Origin of the sequence: Xenorhabdus thailandensis (assembly GCF_037996785.1) — a bacterium.
Taxonomy (GTDB): Bacteria; Pseudomonadota; Gammaproteobacteria; order Enterobacterales; family Enterobacteriaceae; genus Xenorhabdus; species Xenorhabdus griffiniae.
In genome coordinates, this window is sequence record NZ_JBBMXF010000013.1 from 158394 (window position 1) to 179639 (window position 21246).

General features: G+C 41.4%; 13 protein-coding genes and 1 riboswitch. Of the genes, 8 read left to right on the top strand and 5 right to left on the bottom strand.

Annotated elements, in window-relative coordinates; genetic code table 11:
* The first annotated feature begins 229 nt into the window (after positions 1–229).
* The 5 genes from AAC853_RS14255 to baeR are packed head-to-tail and all read left to right on the top strand — an operon-like array spanning position 230 to position 9821.
* Positions 230–1459: an MdtA/MuxA family multidrug efflux RND transporter periplasmic adaptor subunit gene (locus tag AAC853_RS14255; protein ID WP_340614927.1), complete on the top strand. Its 1230-nt coding sequence runs from the start codon at positions 230–232 to the stop codon at positions 1457–1459.
* Complete coding sequence (locus tag AAC853_RS14260) at positions 1459–4614, top strand: MdtB/MuxB family multidrug efflux RND transporter permease subunit (protein WP_340614928.1); 3156 nt, start codon at positions 1459–1461, stop codon at positions 4612–4614. The genes AAC853_RS14255 and AAC853_RS14260 overlap by 1 nt, the downstream gene beginning before the upstream one ends.
* Positions 4611–7706 (top strand): multidrug efflux RND transporter permease subunit MdtC, encoded by a 3096-nt coding sequence (gene mdtC / locus AAC853_RS14265; protein ID WP_338882617.1) that lies wholly within the window; start codon positions 4611–4613, stop codon positions 7704–7706. Before AAC853_RS14260 ends, mdtC begins: the two co-directional genes overlap by 4 nt.
* Before the next feature lie 22 nt (positions 7707–7728).
* Positions 7729–9117, top strand: a complete 1389-nt coding sequence (gene baeS, locus AAC853_RS14270) for an envelope stress sensor histidine kinase BaeS (protein ID WP_340614982.1) — start codon at positions 7729–7731, stop codon at positions 9115–9117.
* Entirely contained in the window at positions 9114–9821 is a 708-nt protein-coding gene (gene baeR, locus AAC853_RS14275; RefSeq protein ID WP_338882619.1) for an envelope stress response regulator BaeR, read from the top strand. Before baeS ends, baeR begins: the two co-directional genes overlap by 4 nt.
* Before the next feature lie 757 nt (positions 9822–10578).
* Here the strand turns inward: baeR and AAC853_RS14280 are convergent.
* Both AAC853_RS14280 and AAC853_RS14285 read right to left on the bottom strand, forming a co-directional pair.
* Positions 10579–11679, bottom strand: coding sequence for a citrate/2-methylcitrate synthase (locus AAC853_RS14280; protein WP_340614929.1), 1101 nt, complete (start codon positions 11677–11679; stop codon positions 10579–10581).
* An 870-nt stretch (positions 11680–12549) separates the two neighbouring features.
* Positions 12550–13701: an MFS transporter gene (locus tag AAC853_RS14285; RefSeq protein ID WP_340614930.1), complete on the bottom strand. Its 1152-nt coding sequence runs from the start codon at positions 13699–13701 to the stop codon at positions 12550–12552.
* A gap of 233 nt (positions 13702–13934) precedes the next feature.
* Between AAC853_RS14285 and AAC853_RS14290 the strand changes: the two genes are divergently transcribed.
* From AAC853_RS14290 to fbaB, 3 genes are all read left to right on the top strand, one after another.
* Positions 13935–14279 (top strand): YegP family protein, encoded by a 345-nt coding sequence (locus tag AAC853_RS14290; RefSeq protein ID WP_338882625.1) that lies wholly within the window; start codon positions 13935–13937, stop codon positions 14277–14279.
* Positions 14280–14461: 182 nt separating this feature from the next.
* The gene (trhP, locus tag AAC853_RS14295) at positions 14462–15826 is read left to right on the top strand and encodes a prephenate-dependent tRNA uridine(34) hydroxylase TrhP (RefSeq protein WP_340614931.1); all 1365 of its coding nucleotides are present in this window, start codon (positions 14462–14464) and stop codon (positions 15824–15826) included.
* A 593-nt stretch (positions 15827–16419) separates the two neighbouring features.
* The gene (gene fbaB, locus AAC853_RS14300; protein ID WP_340614932.1) at positions 16420–17469 is read left to right on the top strand and encodes a class I fructose-bisphosphate aldolase; all 1050 of its coding nucleotides are present in this window, start codon (positions 16420–16422) and stop codon (positions 17467–17469) included.
* Between the two features lie 57 nt (positions 17470–17526).
* On the opposite strand, the gene thiD is transcribed toward fbaB, so the two are convergent.
* The 3 genes from thiD to AAC853_RS14315 all read right to left on the bottom strand — a co-directional run bounded on the left by thiD (position 17527) and on the right by AAC853_RS14315 (position 20982).
* Complete coding sequence (thiD, locus tag AAC853_RS14305; RefSeq protein WP_340614983.1) at positions 17527–18327, bottom strand: bifunctional hydroxymethylpyrimidine kinase/phosphomethylpyrimidine kinase; 801 nt, start codon at positions 18325–18327, stop codon at positions 17527–17529.
* Between the two features lie 39 nt (positions 18328–18366).
* Positions 18367–18459: riboswitch (TPP riboswitch) on the bottom strand.
* A 124-nt stretch (positions 18460–18583) separates the two neighbouring features.
* A complete protein-coding gene (gene cspE, locus AAC853_RS14310; protein ID WP_338882630.1) occupies positions 18584–18793 on the bottom strand; it encodes a transcription antiterminator/RNA stability regulator CspE in 210 nt (69 codons plus the stop codon).
* An 821-nt stretch (positions 18794–19614) separates the two neighbouring features.
* Positions 19615–20982 (bottom strand): amino acid permease, encoded by a 1368-nt coding sequence (locus AAC853_RS14315; protein WP_340614933.1) that lies wholly within the window; start codon positions 20980–20982, stop codon positions 19615–19617.
* Positions 20983–21246: the final 264 nt, after the last annotated feature.

Here is a 21246-nt window from a genome sequence, read left to right on the forward strand (position 1 = left end):
ATAATGTTGATGATTTATTGCATAATTCCCTGTGCCCTATTGGATACCCCATCACAAATACCATGAAAAATCACTACCATAAACATTATCTTTTTGACATAACCTCCACATTTTCTTCATTATTGACGAATTCCTGTTGGTTACACTAATAATATATTCTTGCATCTAATTTAGCATCAAGATGCCGTATGATTTGTCACCGCCACAACACTAAGAGAATGTCGAGCAAATGAATAACAAAAGCCGTTCCTACTTTTTCCGACTTGCTGCGGTGCTAGCCGTGATCATCGGGGTCGTTTTCTTTGCGTGGAAATATTTTAACACGCCTTCATCAGATGGTGGCTCTCAGCATTCCGAATCAAAACTTAATTCCGCTCAACCACCAGTACAAGTAGCAACGGCTGAAATCAAATCGATACCCCATTACTTAGGAGGATTAGGAACAGTTCTGGCGGCCAATACCGTCACGGTGACTAGCCAGGTGGAAGGTCAGTTAATCGCCCTGCATTTTAATGAAGGTCAATACGTCAAAAAAGGGGATTTACTGGCAGAAATCGATCCTCGTCCTTTCCAAGTCAAACTGGCAAGGGCACAGGGGCAATCTGCCAAAGATCAAGCAACATTGGCTAACACTAAACAAGATTTGCTCCGTTTTCAGCAATTGGCGAGAAGTAAACTTATCTCTCAGCAAGAGCTGGATAAACAAATTTCTTTGGTTCGCCAGAGTGAAGCCGGCTTACAAGCCGATCAAGCAGATATCGATGAAGCCAAACTACAATTGGCATATAGCCGTATTACCGCACCGATTTCCGGTCGCGTCGGGTTAAAACGCATTGATATCGGCAACCACGTATCCAGTGGAGGAGCAACGCCAATCGTAGTCATTACACAAGTTGATCCTATTGATGTTGTCTTTTCCTTACCTGAAAACGATATTAGTGCTGTATTAAAGGCACAAAAAGATCACAAAAAAGTGGCTGTTATTGCGTGGGATCGCAACAATCAGCAGCAATTGGCACAAGGAAAACTCATCAGTATCGATAATCAGATTGATGTTACTACTGGCACGATCAAGATGAAGGCTCAATTCAATAATCAAGATAATGTGTTGTTCCCTAATCAATTCGTCAATATTCAGATGAAAATCAATACACTGAACAATGTCGTCGTGATCCCTACGGCTGGATTACAAATGGGAAATAGCGGTCATTTCGTCTGGAAAGTGGATAAAGAGAATAAAGTCAGTAAACATAAGGTTATTGCAGGCCTGCAAGATAACCAATTGGCAGTCATCAATAGTGGACTGTCAGCAGGCGAACGTGTCGTCACTGATGGTATTGATAACCTGACCGAAGGTGCCAAGGTCGAGGTTGTCAAACCCTTGACAATTGAAGCTCTTGATACGGATCAAAATAAGAAAAACTCAGAGCAATCAAACGGTAAGATGGAGAACTCTTGATGCAATCTGATTCTCCAATGACCGGCGGAGGGCCATCCCGCCTGTTTATCCTGCGCCCTGTTACCACGACACTGTTTATGATTGCAATCTTGCTGGCCGGGCTAATGGGTTACCGGATGTTACCAGTCTCTGCATTGCCACAAGTGGATTATCCCACTATTCAGGTGGTAACACTGTATCCTGGTGCCAATCCAGATGTGATGACATCCGCTGTCACTGCGCCACTGGAACGCCAGTTTGGTCAGATGTCCGGCTTAAAACAAATGTCATCCAGAAGTTCCGGTGGAGCTTCTGTTATCACGTTGGTATTTCAGCTCTCATTGCCCTTAGACGTGGCAGAGCAAGATGTACAGGCGGCGATCAATTCAGCCAGTAATCTATTGCCCGATGATCTACCTTATCCTCCCATTTACAGCAAAGTTAATCCGGCTGATCCACCTATATTGACGCTGGCCGTAACCTCTGATGCTCTGCCGATGAGCCAGGTACAAGATATGGTGGAAACACGCATATCCCAGCGTATTTCTCAGGTCAGTGGTGTCGGTTTGGTGACGTTGGCAGGAGGGCAACGCCCCGCTGTACGCGTGAAATTGAATGCACAAGCACTGGCTGCCCAAGGATTAGACAGCGACGTTATCCGTTCTGCCATCATGAAAGCGAATGTGAATTCGGCAAAAGGCAGTTTTGACGGCCCCACTCGCTCTATTACCATATCCTCCAATGACCAGATGAAATCTATCGATGATTATCGCAATTTAATCGTGGCCTATAAAAATGATGCGCCGATCCGCTTGCGTGATGTCGCCACCATTGAACAGGGAGTGGAAAATAGCAAATTGGGCGCATGGGCGAATGAAAAACCTGCCATCGTCATCAATGTCCAGCGCCAGCCTGGAGCCAATGTTATTGAGACTACAGATAATATTCGCATCATGTTGCCAGAATTGATCAAAAGCCTGCCCAAATCTGTCAATGTGGAAATGCTGACAGATCGTACTGTTTCAATTCGTCATTCAGTCAAAGATGTGCAATTTGAACTGTTGCTGGCTATTGCGCTGGTCGTCATGGTGATCTATCTGTTTTTGCGCAATGTAACGGCAACCTTGATCCCAAGTATCGCCGTACCGCTTTCACTGGTAGGCACATTTGCCGTGATGTATTTTTTCGGCTTCTCCGTCAATAACCTCACCTTAATGGCATTAACTATTGCAACCGGCTTCGTGGTGGACGACGCTATTGTGGTGATAGAAAATATTTCCCGTTACATTGAGCGAGGAGAAAAACCACTGGCAGCGGCGCTAAAAGGGGCAGGAGAAATCGGTTTTACGATTATCTCCCTGACTTTCTCATTGATCGCCGTCTTAATCCCTCTGCTATTTATGGGGGATATCGTTGGCCGGCTGTTCAGGGAGTTCGCTATTACCCTTGCTGTCGCTATTTTAATTTCTGCCGTTGTCTCATTGACGTTAACGCCGATGATGTGTGCAAGGATGTTGAAACCCGAAGCTAATATTAAACACAATCGCTTCGAGCAAGCGTGCGAACGCTTCTTTGAACGCATGATTGCCGTGTATGCTGTCTTCCTGAAACGGGTGTTGAACCATCCCTGGATGACACTTGGTGTTGCATTCGGTACGTTGGCTTTGACTGCCCTACTTTACATCATGATCCCCAAAGGATTCTTTCCCCTTCAGGACAATGGCCTGATTCAGGGCACACTGGAAGCACCACAATCTATCTCATTCAACGCAATGGCAGATAAGCAACGGCAAGTTACGACCCTGCTATTAAAAGATCCTGCTGTGGACAATGTCACCACCTTTATTGGTGTCGATGGTAGCAATCCAACATTGAATAATGCACGTCTTCAAATCACGTTGAAACCGCTCAAGGAGCGTGACGACCGTATTGACGAGGTGATCCCACGCCTGCAAGCGCAAATTGCTAAAGTTCCCGACGTCAAGTTATACCTGCAACCCACCCAGGATTTGACCATTGATACCCAGTTATCGCGCACGCAATACCAATTTACGTTGCAAGCCACTTCGCTCGATGAACTCGCTGTCTGGGTTCCAAAATTGCAACATGCCCTAAAACAACGTTCAGAATTGGTGGATATCGGTAACAATTGGCAAAATCAGGGGCTAGTAGCCTACCTCAATGTGAATAGGGATATGGCTAGCCGCTTTGGGATCTCTATGGCCGCTGTAGATAATGCGTTGTATAACGCTTTTGGCCAACGCCTGATTTCAACTATTTACACTCAGTCAAATCAATATCGCGTTATCCTTGAGCAAGATACGAAAAATTCATCGGGGCTGGAAGCAATAAACAATCTTTATCTGACCAGTAATGATGGCAAAATGATACCTCTCAATACCATTGCCACGGTTGAACAACGGTTAGGGAATTTGTCTATCGACCATCTGCAACAATTTCCTGCGGCCACTTTTTCATTCAACATAGCGAAAGGTTCATCCCTTGAACAAGCTGTCAATGCCGTCAAAGAGGCAGAACAAACCATCCAAATGCCGAAAGACATCATTACACAGTTTCAGGGAGCAACGTTGGCGTTCCAGGATGCGCTCAGTAATACCCTTTGGCTGATTTTGGCGGCCGTCGTCGCCATGTATATCGTACTCGGTATCTTGTACGAAAGTTTTATTCACCCTGTCACTATCTTGTCAACCTTGCCTACCGCGGGAGTTGGCGCATTGTTAGCTTTGATGGTTGGCGGGTACGAGCTGGATATTATCGCCATCATTGGCATCATTCTCTTAATTGGCATTGTGAAGAAAAACGCCATCATGATGATCGATTTTGCCCTGGCCGCAGAGCGGGAAAAAGGGATGACCCCTTATGAAGCTATTTACCAAGCCTGTCTGTTACGTTTCAGGCCAATTTTGATGACGACAATGGCAGCACTGCTGGGCGCATTGCCACTGATGTTGAGCACCGGTATTGGTGCAGAGCTGCGCCGTCCGTTAGGCGTCAGTATGGTGGGAGGCCTGATCATGAGCCAAATCCTAACCTTGTTCACAACCCCTGTGATTTATCTGTTATTTGACCAGTTAGCACACTATGGCCGAAAGAATAAGAAAGATAATCAGGTAAAACTGGATAAATCCTCAGTTAATCATCAGGAGCCGTTGTGAAATTCTTCGCCCTATTTATCCAGCGGCCAGTTGCCACCACATTGCTGAGTTTAGCTATCACCCTATGTGGTGCACTCAGTTTTGTTCTGCTTCCTGTGTCGCCACTGCCACAAGTTGATTTTCCCGTGATAACGGTTCACGCTTCTATGCCTGGTGCATCACCAGAAACAATGGCATCTTCCGTGACAACACCACTGGAACGCGCATTAGGCAGGATAGCTGGGGTAAAAGAGATGTCTTCTGCCAGCTCATTGGGAAGTTCTTATATTTACCTGGAATTTGATCTCAACCGGGATATCAATGGCGCAGCACGAGATGTCCAGGCTGCCATCAATGCCGCTCAAAGTTTGTTGCCTTCAGGTATGCCAAAAAAACCGGGATATTATAAAGCTAATCTATCAGATGCCCCGATCATGATCTTAAGCCTCACCTCAGACAATTATAGTGAGGGCCAACTGTATGATCTTGCTTCTACCCGATTGGCGCAAAAGATTTCTCAGATAGAAGGAGTCAGCAAAGTCAGTGTCAGTGGTAGTTCGTTACCCGCTATACGTGTTGAACTAAACCCTAATGCGCTCTTCAACCAAGGTGTTTCTCTTAACGATGTCAGTAATGCCATCAATAATGCTAATGTCCGGCTGCCGACAGGCCATGTTGATACCAATAACCATATTTGGCAGCTACGCACCAATGATGAATTGAAAACACCTGACAGCTACCGTTCGATTATTGTCCATTATAATAACGGAGCACCTGTCAGGTTGCAGGATGTTGCAAATGTTAAGCACTCTGTCGAGGATATCCGCGCCGCAGGCATGTCTGGGAATAAGTCTGCAATTGTGCTTATTATCCGCCGCGAAGCGGGTGCAAATATCATCTCAACCGTGCAACGCATTCGTGATCAATTCCCTGCCCTACAAGCCTCCTTGCCTGCCAATATTCAGCTCAACGTCGCTCAGGATCGCTCACCGACTATTCAGGCTTCCTTGCAAGAAGTAAAACGTGCACTAGCTATTGCCGTCGCCTTGGTGATTCTGGTTGTGTTCCTGTTTTTACGTTCTCCCCGAGCCACCTTGATTCCAGCAATTGCCGTTCCGGTGTCGCTCATTGGTACTTTTACCGCCATGTATTTATGTGGTTTCAGCCTCAATAATCTTTCGTTGATGGCATTAACCATTGCCACCGGATTTGTTGTCGATGATGCCATTGTGGTATTGGAGAATATTTCCCGTCATTTGAATGCGGGCTTAACCCCCATGCAGGCTGCCCTCAAGGGAACCAGAGAAGTTGGTTTCACTGTGCTGGCTATGAGCTTGTCACTTGTTGCGGTATTTATTCCCCTTGTATTGATCGATGAATTACTTGGCCGATTATTCCGGGATTTTGCTGTTACCCTGGCAACTGCCATTGGGATTTCTCTGTTAGTTTCACTGACCTTAACCCCGATGATGTGTGCACATCTGCTCAAATCTACACCTAAAAATGTCCAGAAGCAGACACGGGGATTTGGTAAGGTTTTATTGAGAATTCAACAAGGCTATGCCCGCTCATTGAAATGGATACTCAATCATACTCGCTGGGTATTGTTGGCATTGGTTGGCATTATCGCTTTGAATATCTGGCTCTATATCAGCATTCCAAAAACGTTTTTCCCGCAACAAGATACCGGAAAAATGTTAGGGTTTGTGGTTGCTGACCAAAGCATTTCATTTCAAGCCATGCGGGAAAAAATGAAACGCTTTATGCAGGTTGTCGATGATGATCCAACCGTGGATAATGTCGTAGGTTTCACCGGTGGTGACAGCCTCAATACGGGCTTTATGTTTGTTTCACTAAAGCCATTAAAAGAGCGTAGTGAAAGTATCCAACAAGTTATCACCCGCTTAAGAAGCAAACTGACCAATGAAGCGGGAGCACGCCTATATTTAGTTCCTGTTCAGGATCTAAGAAGCGGAGGACGAGGCGGCAAATCGACTTACCAGTTTAATTTACTGTCAGATGATTTTGACGCACTGCGCAAATGGAGTCCTATCGTCAAAAAAGCATTGGAAAAATTGCCTCAATTGGTGGATGTCAACGGCGATGAAGATGAAGAAGCTAAAGGCGCCGAAATAGCGATTACCTATGATCGTGACGTAATGGCCCGTTTAGGCATCAATGTTGCTGAGGCAAATAATCTGCTCAACAATGCCTTTGGGCAGAGGCAAGTTTCCACGATTTATTCCCCTTTGAATCAATATAAAGTGGTCATGGAAGTGGCACCGCAATATAACCAAGATCCCAGTGCATTAGAGAAAATGTTTGTCATTAATAGCAAAGGAGAACGCATTCCTCTTTCCTACTTTGCCCAATGGCGTCCTGCCAATGCACCATTGGATGTTTATCACCAGGAACTTTCGGCTTCTTCCACCATTGCCTTTGATGTGGCGCCAGGCTATACGCTGTCTGATGCAATCAGTGCAATAGAAAGAACGATAACAGAACTGGGCGTTCCTTCAGCAGTACGTAGCTCTTTTGCCGGCACAGCACAGGACTTTCAACAAAGTGAACGTTCGCAATTATTGGTGATCCTGGCTGCTATAGTCACTGTTTATCTGGTGCTCGGTGTACTCTATGAGAGTTATCTTCATCCTCTGACAATCCTTTCTACCCTGCCTTCTGCGGGTATAGGTGCTTTGTTGGCTTTGGAACTGTTCAATACACCATTCAGCCTAATCGCCATGATTGGGATTATGCTATTGGTTGGTATTGTCAAGAAAAATGCCATTATCATGGTGGATTTTGCCCTTGAAGCTCAACGAAATGGCAAACTCAGCACCCAAGAAGCCATTTTTCAGGCCTGTTTATTGCGATTCCGCCCGATTATGATGACAACGCTTTCTGCCCTGTTTGGTGCTTTACCTTTGGTATTGAGCAATGGGGATGGTGCAGAATTACGTTTCCCGCTGGGGATCACGATTGTTGGTGGCCTGGTGGTAAGCCAGCTTCTCACGTTGTATACCACTCCGGTTGTGTATCTGTTTTTTGACCGATTACGTGAAAAACGGCGCCTTCGCAAAACAATGTCCTCTCAGATAGTCGACCCAAAATAGCTGAGCCAGAATGAAATTCAGGATAAAAATGGGTATCAGCAGCAAACTTTTTCTGGCCATTTTTGCCACTTGTATGCTGGTATTGATCACAATGCACTGGGGCATTTACCTCAGCTTTCAGCACGGTTTTATGGGCTATATCAAACAAAATAGCCAAAATCGGGCGAATATGCTGGCACAAGCATTGACAGAACAATACCAGCAACATGGCAACTGGCATTTTCTGATCCAAAATGATCGCGCGATATTCCAAATTATCCGCACGATTGAACAGAGTGATAATCCCTATCAAAAAATCAAACATCATGGTTGGCGTCCCCAATTTTGGGTTGTGGATACTCATATGAATCGTTTGGTTGGGCATTCTAATGACATTCCAACGGAAAGTTATCGTGAGCCGGTCATCTATAAAAATAATATTGTTGGTTGGGTAATTGTCAGTGCATCAGACAAAATTACCCGTCAGGCTGATATTAGCTTTGCCCACCAGCAGCAATTCACCAGTTGGACTATTGTCGGTTTTTCCACTTTATTGGCACTGATCGCCACTTTTTTTCTTTCCCGTGGCCTCTTAAGACCGGTTAAGCGACTAGTGGAAGGGACACATAAACTTGCAGCAGGCGATTTCAGTGTCCGTGTTATTCCATCCAGTAAAGATGAAATCGGTAAATTGGCAATGGATTTTAACCAACTTGCCAGCACTCTGGAAAAAAATGAACAGATGCGCCGTGATTATATGGCCGATATCTCCCATGAGCTGCGTACTCCACTTTCTGTTCTGCGTGGTGAACTGGAGGCTTTACAAGATGGTGTACGGAAACCAACACCGGAAACTCTCTATTCCTTGCTTGTGGAAGTAACAACCCTAACAAAGCTGGTAGACGATCTGCATTTATTATCTCTTTCTGATCGTGGTTCACTAGCCTATAGAAAAGAGCCTGTTAATGTCAGTGAATTACTGCAAATCTCTGTAGCGAATTATCATGGCCGTTTTGCGGATAAGCAAATCACTTTAGAATTGAATTTAAAAGAAAACGTAACACTGATTGCTGATCCAAATCGGCTAACACAGTTATTTCATAATTTGCTGGAAAATAGCCTGCGTTACACCAATGAGCATGGAAAGGTAATCATTTGTGGATATTCAAATCAGCAAAAATGGATATTGGATATGCAGGACAGTGCTCCCGGATTGACTGCTGAACAATGCCAGTATATTTTTGAACGTTTTTATCGTTGCGAATCCTCCCGTAACCGCGCAAGCGGAGGTTCAGGACTTGGACTGGCGATTTGCTATAACATTGTTGAAGCCCATGATGGAATAATTCGCGTGGAAAGCTCATCTTTAGGTGGTATTAAAATTCACGTAGAATTACCGCTGATTAAATCGTCTGAACTTGAAACACAATGAGTACACACCTTACACAATATACTGTCCTCATCGTTGAAGATGAACCAAAGTTGGGGCAACTGCTGGTTGATTATTTACAATCCGCAGATTACCAAACCCAATGGCTCAAGCGTGGTGATGAAGTCATCGCTCATGTACAAAAATACCATCCTCATATTATCTTGCTTGATCTTATGTTGCCCGGTCTTGATGGATTGTCGATCTGTCGGGAGCTACGTAAATTTTCAAATATCCCGATTGTGATGATGACCGCAAAAACGGAAGAAATTGACCGTCTGCTCGGCCTGGAAATCGGGGCTGACGATTATATCTGCAAGCCTTATAGCCCACGGGAATTAGTAGCCAGAGTAAAGACAATCTTGCGCCGTTGCTACCGTCCGAAAGATATCATCAGTGAGCAAGGTGCACTCGCTATTGATGAAAACCATTTTCAGGCGCGTTACTTTGAACAAGTACTTGAATTAACGCCCGTTGAATTCCGTTTGCTCAAAATTATGTCCAGCCAACCAGGGCGTGTGTTTTCCCGTGATCAACTATTGAATAACCTTTATAACGATCATCGCATCGTAAATGACCGTACTATTGATAGCCACATTAAAAATTTACGGAGAAAACTAGAGCAACTGGATGGAGACAAATCTTTTATCCGTTCCATTTATGGATTGGGTTATCGCTGGGAAGCGGAAATCTGTCGTTTGATGTGAAGCTCAATTAAGCCGTGCAGTTTACATGATGTTGCTGATGTTCACATTCCACGGTAACAGATCGTGCAGGGGATCACCTGATTGACATTTGGGGCGTTCCGTAAAAAGGTAGAAATGATTATCAAATCGATGAGTGGGACGAGTGCGCCAGACTTATAGAAAACAGTATTATTACAAGTTAGCACTACTGTCTGCATTAATAGAAAAATATCAGAAAGCCGTCAACCAAATCGCTTGCTTCTCTCCTGTAGCCTAGCGCCATATCCAATTATCAGGAAACTATGTTTTTGGAAATCAAGGCGGTTTATTGAATCTGTATCGTATGCTGGAACATGTTGAGCCACTGGTCAATTCTGAAGCTGAAGAAGTTGGGGGAGTGAACTTTTCGAGGGAATCTGCGTCCCCCCAATTACCCTTACGTTGAGAGTCTTATCGAATTAACATCTTGTAGTATTGAGTATAAACTTTTACGCAGCCATTCTAATACTTTCTTATGATTATCATTACTAGGATCTTTTATTTTTATATAATATGCACTAGTAGCCTGCACCGCCTTACCTGATAGCATAAACCTCAACTATAGAACCTAAGGCAACCCCACAATTCGCTTTTGCAGCTTTTAGTGATAATTTACGATTTTATAATATTATTAGATTGTTCCCCTAAATTAATAGCCATACAGGGATGCCTCTCATATATACACGGTTTTGATTTTTTTGTGTAGTATAACGGATTCCATTCCAATTTCGTTGTTCCTCTACGACTCTTTTGGAATGGACCCCGTGTAGAGAATAGTTGGACGTATTAGTCTGTTTTTACCTGCTTGCTCGATAATATGAGCGCTCCATCCCACGATGCGTCCAAGACAAAAAGTAGGAGTATATAGACCACTTTCCAATCCAGACACACGCAATGCAGCGGCTGCCCAAAACTCTAGATTCGTATATAAATCGCGTCCAGGTTTTTCCTCCTTTAATATTTTTACAATAATAGGTTCTACTTCTAATCCTAACTGAAGCAGGGGATCAAATTTTTTATATTTCTCACATATAGACCGTAATGCAGCGCCCCGTGGGTCATATATTTTATAAACACGGTGACCAAATCCCATTATCCGTTCACCATGTGCTAACTTTTGCTTAATAGTAAATTCGGCATTCTCAATACATCCTATTTCATCGAGCAAGGTGTCAACTTTAGAAGGTGCCCCACCATGAAGAGGGCCAATCAATGCACTGACTGCTGCTACAATAGAAGAGGTTAAGTCTGCTTCTGTAGAAGTAACTACACGGGCTGTAAAGGTAGAAGCATTGATTGAATGGTCCATTGAAAGTATCAAATATGTTTCCAGTAACTTAATTTTTTCAGGTAATGGTTTTTCTCCTAAGAGCATATAAAGGTAATTTTCAACATGACCAAGAGACATATCAGGCTCCCTGAATTGCCTCCCTTTTCTTTTGTTGAATAAATATGCAATTATCACTGGAACTGCGGCAATCAATTTTATAGCTTCCTCCAGCTCGGGTGGATAACTGTGATCTTTCACTGGCATAGCTGATAATATGGTTCTTAAGGCAGCCATATAGCTAGCTTTTTCAGGGATGAGATCCATTATTTGATAGGCCCATTTTGGTAGATTACGGGCTTCTGACATTTTTTTAGAAAATACAATTAATTCTTCTGGTTCAGGAAACTTACCTAGCAATAGTAAATATGCCACTTCTTCGAATGAATATTTACTCGCAATGTCTTCGACTCGATACCCTCGGTATATCAATGTTCCATTAAGACCGTCAATAAAGGTGATTTTCGAAGTCCCTATTGCTACACCTTCCAAACCTTCATTTATTTTGTTCATGTTGTATTTCCTAGTTAAAATAAATTGAAATAGCATTCAGTTGTTTTTTAAAAGAATATTTGATCTATAACCTTAATGAATATTATCCACATGTGCATTAGTATAGATTAAACTAAAAAATCTCGTTCTATAATAGAATCAATTAAATCAATGTATTAATCTTAATTTGTTAATGAATAAAACAAAGATAAAAATTTAAAATAAAAGAAGATTATTTTTCTTTCAAGATTTAAATCGTAATTTAATATATATCTATTGTAAATTATTATTTTTGTTTTGCAAAAGAATGTATAACACTCATTAATTGTTATGTATATCTTAACTTTAATAATGTTTTTCCTTTCGTCTGGAAGAAAGCGTAAACGCTTTATGAACATAATCGACACAAGATTGTGATTAAGTTTAAAAAACAAAGGTGTCTCGCTATCAAAATAATCTATATGTCATTCATTTTTTTAATTTAAGCAATCATGCTCTCACCCTACTCCTTTCATTTAGCCAATAATAATTAGTTAATTAAGAAGATCTGGAATAAATAGTGATTTAATCCAAGAAAGCTATCGGGTTTTCGCAACCAAGAACAATTTACCATTACTGAGTAAAAATCCGCTTCTATGAAGGCGGATTTTTACTTGGAGAGTCTATGAATCAATTCCATTCCTTCCTTGGATTTGCATCATCAGAACAAAGGCAAAAAGACCCCCAGTGCCTGACACTCTTTTTTTGGATTCACCGGCAGGCGGTAGTTCCACAATCTTGTGCAGGCTATCAACTAGGAAAAGTTGTCAGTTAATGATGGCCACCCAGTGTTGCTGTTTTTCAGTGAATGTCATGGTGGTTTGTCTCCTTAATAAAAAAACACTAAAAATCTTAATCCGTCGCATCAAGCAAACCTGAAATGACGGCTAATAACAGTGCCAGAGAGGCTAATAACCCTCCTGCCAGATTAAGGGAAGTATAGCCATAATGAGAGGCGATAATTACACCCCCCAACCATGCACCAACTGCATTGCCCAGATTAAAGAATCCAATATTGACAGAGGAGACAAGATTAGGTGCACCAGCCTCTTGAGCTTTATCCATCACCAGACGCTGGATTGGCGATACGGTAGCAAAACCTAATGCCGCCATTAAAAATAGGCTCAAACAAGCAATGAATTGATTGTTACCATAAAGCCAGAAAATAAATAAAATTAAGGATTGTAGTCCTAATGTCCAATACAACAATGGCATCATTGCTTTATCTGCAAGTTTTCCACCCACAATATTGCCAAAGAAAAATCCCAAACCTAAAACCAGCAAAAGCCATGTTATTGAACTTTCAGAGAATCCTGCAATATTGATCATTAATGGTGCAATATAGGTAATCGTTGTAAAAAATGCGGCTGGGCCTAAGACAGTGATCCCCATAGCCAAAAGAACATGGATATTGGTGAAAGCCAGCAATTCCTTTTTAATACTGATAGGCGCTTTCTGATCGAACTTAGGTAATAATTTCAAAATCCCAACTAATGCGATAATACCAATAACGGTAATTATTACAAAAGTCACGCGCCAGGAAATCGCTTTTCCTATCCATGTTCCAAGCGGTATTCCAACCAAATTAGCCAATGTCATTCCACTAAACATAAAGGCGATCGCGGTGGTTTTTTTATTTTCTGGCACGAGTTCAGCAGCAATAATCGCCCCTATTCCCATAAAAGCGCCGTGGGTTAAGGAGGCTACAATTCGGCCAATAATTGCCAGATAAAATATCGGGGAAAAGGCAGTCAGTGCATTTCCGATAATAAATAATATCATTAACATGGAAAGCATCTTTTTCCTTTCTATGCGCCGCCCTAATATGATTAACACAGGTGCGCCAACAAATACACCAAGCGCATAACTGGTTACCATATACCCTGCAGTTGGTATTGAAATACTAAATTCAGTTGCGATTTCAGGAAGTAAACCAGCGACAATGAATTCGGTTGTAGCGATCCCAAATGTCGCTATGGCTAGAGCCAAAATAGCTACTGGCATGGAGAACTCCTAATAATAGGCTGAATTTGATTACAACAATGTGTCGTTATCTCCGAGAGAGATTGTAATATATTCGTGTAACCGCCAATTGGGAAGTAGTTCGACCAAGACAAAATAGTCATCCTACCCTATAAAATAGTGGGGCAAGGAATAATTTTTTCTCATCAAACCTTTGACTGTACAAAATTCAGGCTAAACTTAAGCTAATAATTACCCAATCAGGAGAATTTCTTATGGCTACTGGGCATTATGATCTTAAGAAAGCAAAGAACGGGCAATTTTATTTCAATCTGGTCGCGGCAAATGGTGACATTATTCTGAGCAGTGAAATGTATACCACCAAAGCTGCCGCTAATAAAGGCATTCACTCTGTGCAAGTTAATTCTCCCGATAAGGCTCGCCATGAAGTGAAAAAGAACAAATCGGGCAAACCTTATTTTGTCCTGAAAGCCCGAAACCATCAAGTTATTGCTATTAGTGAAATTCACACTAATGAAGCAAGCATAAAGAAATGTGTGCAATCTGTCATAAAAATTGGACCAACAGAAAGCATTCGTGACCTGACCAAACAAAATTAACAGATACAATGATGACCCGCGCCGTATCCGCGGCGCGCTTTCTGCTTTCTTTATATTCCCATAATATATTTGTGCTAACGACAAAATAAGCGTTAAAATCCCCCCCTTTAAACCTTACCCTTAGTAATGATAATGCATGGGTAAGGGCTGACTTGAACTCAGATCGAGAACGTTAAGAAACTATGTTTACTCCAGAATTACTTTCTCCTGCCGGCTCTTTGAAAAACATGCGTTACGCATTCGCTTATGGCGCAGATGCCATTTATGCCGGACAGCCTCGCTATAGCTTGCGTGTCCGTAATAATGAATTTAATCATGAAACGTTGGCGCAAGGTATTAAGGAGGCACACGAATTAGGTAAGCGTTTTTATGTCGTTGTCAATATCGCACCCCATAACGCAAAACTGAAAACTTTTATTCGTGACTTAAAACCCGTCGTAGAAATGGGGCCTGATGCTTTGATTATGTCTGATCCGGGCTTAATTATGATGGTGCGCGAGACATTTCCTGAAATAGACATTCATCTTTCGGTTCAAGCCAACGCCGTCAACTGGGCTACGGTCAAATTCTGGAAACAAATGGGATTGACGCGAGTCATTCTTTCCCGTGAACTTTCGCTGGAAGAAATTGCTGAAATCCGTCAGCAAGTGCCTGATATGGAGCTTGAAGTTTTCGTGCATGGCGCACTTTGTATGGCTTATTCTGGTCGTTGCCTGTTATCAGGCTATATCAACAAGCGCGATCCTAATCAAGGAACCTGCACCAACGCCTGTCGCTGGGAATACAACGTGCAGGAAGGCAAGGAAGATAGTGTTGGTAATATTGTCCATATGCACGATCCTATTCCGGTTAAAAACATTGAACCAACACTCGTCCAAGGTGCACCAACAGATAAAGTCTTCATGGTGGAAGAAGCCAAGCGCCCTGGCGAATATATGTCAGCGTTTGAGGATGAGCATGGTACTTATATCATGAACTCCAAAGACTTACGCGCTATTGAACATGTGGAAAAATTAACCAATATGGGGGTTCACTCACTGAAAATCGAAGGTCGTACCAAATCTTTCTATTATTGTGCCCGCACCGCCCAAGTATATCGCCGTGCCATAGATGATGCCGTGGCAGGAAAACCCTTCGATCCAACATTGATGACCACATTAGAAGGTTTGGCACACCGTGGTTATACAGAAGGCTTCCTACGCCGTCATACCCATGATGCTTACCAAACTTACGAATACGGTTATTCCGTATCAAACACTCAACAATTTGTTGGTGAATTTACTGGCAATCGAGTCAATGGATTGGCAGAAGTTGCCGTGAAAAATAAATTTCTTGTCGGGGATCATCTGGAACTCATGACGCCATCGGGTAATATTAACTTCACGTTAGAGTCTATGATAAATAAGAAAGGCCAGGCCATAGAAATTGCGCCAGGTGATGGTCATCTCGTTTATCTTCCTATTCCTGAAGAAATTAATCTAGATTATGCTCTACTTGTGCGAAACTTAAAAAGCGGCAATACCAGAACACCACATCCACAAGAATGACAAGTAGAATAATTCAAAATAGGATTTTGAAGAAATTGATCTTTATTTTTAGAAATAGATCACATCAATACTAATTTATTTCTCGTATTATTGACTATGAAAAATAAAGAACTAAAAAAGTTTTATTGAAGACTAGGAACCACCTCCTTGGCTAGCTCAATCTCCCTTGGGCTGGCCTTTTCTTTTACATAAAAAACCAATAAATTCAAAGAATTAATAAAATCCCTTATCTTAAAAATAATCAAATTCATGCATCCAAATTAAAATTGGACATTTATTAACCTTCCCCCATTAAAGTAGTATTTAAAATAATCAAAAAAACAATCTTTTGATAAATATCATCAGAATTTGCTCAGCTTAATGAAGGAAATTTGGAAAAAAATAAACCAAATTATCCAATTTCTAAATAACTTCAATATTTATCACTACACTGGATAAGTATTATTTCGCTTTATTGTTATGCGAAACGGTTAAATTTTAATAAAATTTGTATTAACTGAAGCGATCCACTGCTGCTTCCTTTTCTACTTGCCTTGTGATCAGTTCAAATATAAACAACAATTCGTGGCGCCTTTTGCAAACTGGAGTTAATCATGACTAATATCGTTAATTTGTTAGGAAAAGACGCAGAGAGTTTATTAGAACATCAATGTAATACCATTCCACGTGAAAATCTCTATCTTCCAGGTACAGATTTCGTTGATAGAGTAATGCTCGAAAATAACCGCCCCAATACTGTTCTTCGTTCCATGCAAACCTTACTAAATCATGGGCGTCTAGCGGGTACTGGTTATCTCTCAATTTTGCCAGTAGATCAGGGAGTTGAACATTCTGCCAGCGCTTCTTTCGCTACCAACCCTCTCTACTTTGATCCCAAAAATATTGTTGAACTAGCGATTGAGGCAGGTTGTAACTGTGTTGCTTCAACTTATGGTGTTTTAGCATCTGTCTCTCGCCGTTATGCCCATAAGATCCCGTTTCTGGTTAAACTCAATCATAACGAGACATTGACCTATCCCGCCCAATATGATCAAACTTTGTATGCTAGTGTCGAACAGGCATTCAATATGGGTGCAGTTGCGGTAGGCGCAACAATCTATTATGGCTCTCCCGAATCACGCCGCCAAATAGAAGAAATTTCAGCCGCTTTTGAACGGGCACACGAACTCGGCATGGTTACTGTGTTATGGGCTTATCTGCGCAACTCCGCTTTCAAGAAAGATGGGGTTGATTACCACACCAGCGCCGATTTAACCGGCCAAGCGAATCATCTGGCAGCAACTATCGGTGCCGATATCGTTAAACAAAAAATGGCTGAAACCAATGGTGGCTATACTGCTATTGGGTTCGGGCATACAGATAAACGCGTTTATAGTAATTTAACTACTGAACATCCGATAGATCTCGTTCGTTATCAAATTGCTAACTGTTATATGGGACGTGCTGGGTTAATCAATTCGGGTGGCGCTTCTGGAAACAATGACTTAACTGATTCTGTCCGCACTGCTGTCATTAATAAACGTGCCGGAGGGATGGGATTAATCCTTGGTCGCAAAACATTCAAGAAATCAATGAAAGAGGGTGTTGAGTTAATCCACTCCGTACAAGATGTTTATCTCGATAAGAAAATTACCATCGCCTAATCAGTTAGGTTCACTATTTTCAAGATGGGGACCTTTGCATCCCCATTATTCAAGGATTCACCACCATTGATGAAAATGGTGAACTGGCCCAATGCCATGGCCAACTTGCAAACTATCTGCCTGTATCAACGCATTTTGTAAATATTTTTTGGCAATCGGCAACGTACTTTGCCAATCAGAATAACGTGGACGCAATGCAGCAAGTGCCGCAGATAAGGTACAACCAGTCCCATGAGTGTGCCGTGTATTTACTCTGGGAGCGGTAAAACGCCACTCCCCTTCCGAAGTAAAAAGCCAATCTGGACTTTCCTTATTATCCAAATGTCCACCTTTCAATAAAACCGCCTGACACCCCATTGAACGCAATGCTCTCCCCTGCTGTAACATTTTCTCTTCGGTATCAGCAAGATCACATTTCAATATGGCTGCCGCTTCCGGCAGATTGGGCGTGATCAAAGAGACATTTGGCAGTAATTGCTCTACCATTGCGCTAATAGCCTCCGGTGATAGCAAGGGATCTCCGCTTTTCGCTACCATAACAGTATCCAGTACAATGTAGGGAATAGGATAACGTTGCAACGACTTTGCTATTACAGTGATATTGGCTGCATTCGATAACATACCAATTTTGGCGCTATCTATCCTAACATCTGAAAGTACTGATTCTAACTGAGCGGCAATAAAGGGGGGATCAAGCTCATAAACTGATTGTACACCCAACGTATTTTGTGCAACCAAAGCAGTAACAACTGTCGTACCATAAGCGCCGAGCGCAGAAAAGGTTTTCAAATCGGCCTGAATACCAGCACCACCGCTAGGATCGGTTCCTGCTATAGCCAGTGAGTTAATTCTCATGATAGTGATTCCTACCACCAGCTAAAGAAAGCGGTATCGGAATAAGAGATACCATGACTTCCCTACGCTGGCATTATCCAGATCAGGTAATACGGGTACTTCTCAGTTCAACAAAGAACGCCCCGAGTCAAAATAAAAATCACTCTATTAGTACTCTAATAGAGTGATATTTGCAATAGATTATCGTCAGATATTAAAACTAAACTAACGATAAGTATATTTAGCCAGTAATCAGATACCCGCTAAATTAAATTTGTTACTATAAAGTTGTGACGTTTGCAGCAGCAGGACCTTTAGGACCATCCTGAATTTCAAACTCAACTTTTTGGCCTTCAGACAGTGTTTTAAATCCATCTTTCATAATTGCAGAAAAATGTACAAATACATCTTTGCTACCATCAGTTGGAGTAATAAAACCAAAACCTTTAGACTCGTTGAACCACTTCACAGTACCAGTGATTTTTGCCATTTCAAAAATTTCCTTTGAATCACTTTATTAGCCTATTGGCATAAAAATAAACAAACCAGTATTAGTTTCTGTCGTTTATTAACAGAACGGTACTTCGTTTACCCATGTGTTTTATCACATACTCTTTATATAATCGCAAGCCATTTTTTTCAGCTGCTGGAGCCAACGCACATATTTAAAATTCTTAAACTTTATTCCGATTTGAAATTACTCAATAACTTTTAAGTCACATAACCATATAAATCAATGTAAAAAGAAAAATTTACCAAAAGAAATTTTTTTAATAAAACTAAAACATAATACTGTTTTCCATATCTATTATGGTGTATACCAGAGAATGATCCTATTATGCAAAATTCATTTTAGATAACTATAAAAATTATGGCTAATTTCACTTATTATTTTTGAACATACAATATGGGTTTTTACCTATAACCAGCTTACTTTTTGTTTATCATTTGTTAAATATTATTCAATTATAATAGTTGTAGAATGTTTTACCATTCATCCATATTTTTATACGATCAATTTATTTTATAAATCACATTTTGCTGAATTCTGCTGAATTAGTTAGAGTTTAAAATGAAATTACATTGCCAAAAAGGAGTATAAATACTCTTATTCCTGAATTATGGTAAAACACAGAAATAATATTTTATTAAAAATGGAATCTACCAGATAATGATGTTTAGTGACATAAAATAACGGTATATATTATTTAGCTGGCTATACTAGTTTTTGATGTAGTTAGCACTAAAAAATAATCAGCCGGGCATAATACCCGGCTGAAAGAATATGGCATGAATTGACAACTGATCTACTTATCTCTTAGCTTTTTTCTTTGAGCGAACAATCAAATAACCAACCCATAAGACACCAATCCAAAACGGCATCAAGATGACCGAAATACGAATTGGTGGCATCATTAGAATAATGATGAGTATGAATGCCAGGAATGCTAAACACAGGTAGTTCCCAAATGGATACCAAAATGCCTGAAATTTCGTCTTAACTCCTTCTTTATTTTTGGCTGAACGGAATTTCAAATGAGCACAACAAATCATAATCCAGTTAATAACCAGGGTTGTGACTACTAATGCCATTAGCAGCTCAAATGCCTTGCCGGGCATAATATAGTTAATCAATACACCAATTGATGTTGCCAGTGCTGATAAGGCAATAGACAAGACAGGTACATTGCGTTTGTTAACGTTTGTGAGTACGTAAGGTGCATTACCTTGTTTAGCCAAACCATATAGCATCCGGCTATTACAATACACACCACTGTTATAAACAGACAACGCCGCTGTTAGTACCACCACATTCAAGACATTCGCTACCCAGAAGTTATCTAGATCATGAAAAATCAAAACAAATGGACTACCGCCTTCTACTACTTTCTCCCACGGATACAACGATAACAGGATAGCCAATGAACCGATATAGAACAGCAAAATGCGATAAACAACCTGATTAGTGGCTTTTGGGATATTTTTTTCAGGATTTTCTGCTTCTGCTGCGGTAATGCCTACCATTTCCAGACCACCAAATGAAAACATGATCACAGCCAACGCCATAATCAAGCCAGAAATCCCATTTGGCATAAAGCCGCCTTGCTGCCACAAGTTGGTGATACTTGCCTGTGGGCCACCATTACCGCTAATCAGTAAATAACTCCCAAAGATAATCATCCCGACGATGGCACTGACTTTAATGATAGAGAACCAAAATTCGGTTTCACCATATAACCGAACATTAATTAAATTAACGAGATTAATCAGTACAAAAAATATCGCGGCAGAAACCCAGGTTGGAATTTCCGGCCACCAATATTGGATATACATACCAACAGCCGTTAATTCTGCCATTCCAACCAATATAAACATTGCCCAGTAATTCCAGCCTGATAAAAAACCGGCAAAATTTCCCCAATATTTATAAGCAAAGTGGCTAAATGACCCCGCGACTGGCTCTTCAACAACCATTTCACCCAGTTGGCGCATAATTAAAAATGCGATAAACCCGCCGAGTGCATACCCAAGGAGCACTGAAGGCCCTGCCATTTTAATGGTTTGGGCAATACCTAAAAATAACCCCGTTCCTACTGCACCGCCGAGGGCAATAAGCTGAATATGCCTGTTCTTTAAACCACGCTTAAGCGTAGATTGTTGTTCTTGTTGTTCTGCCATCTAATCCTCTTTTTACGATGCTTAGAACTCGTCTCATTAGAAGTTGTTTTATTTGTTGTTTTGAACCTTTGTACTTGAATAGAGTCAGAAACTCTCCTGCTCTTCTCAAATCGCGCACAATCTACCGAGTTCAAATTTTCTCAACATAATCCCTTCAACATATTATATGTGATTGAGTTATGTACTAATTTAACGCAATATTGAGTTTGTTAATTCGTATCAAGTGGATATTAAAACACCATTTACAAAGAATGAATACTGCAG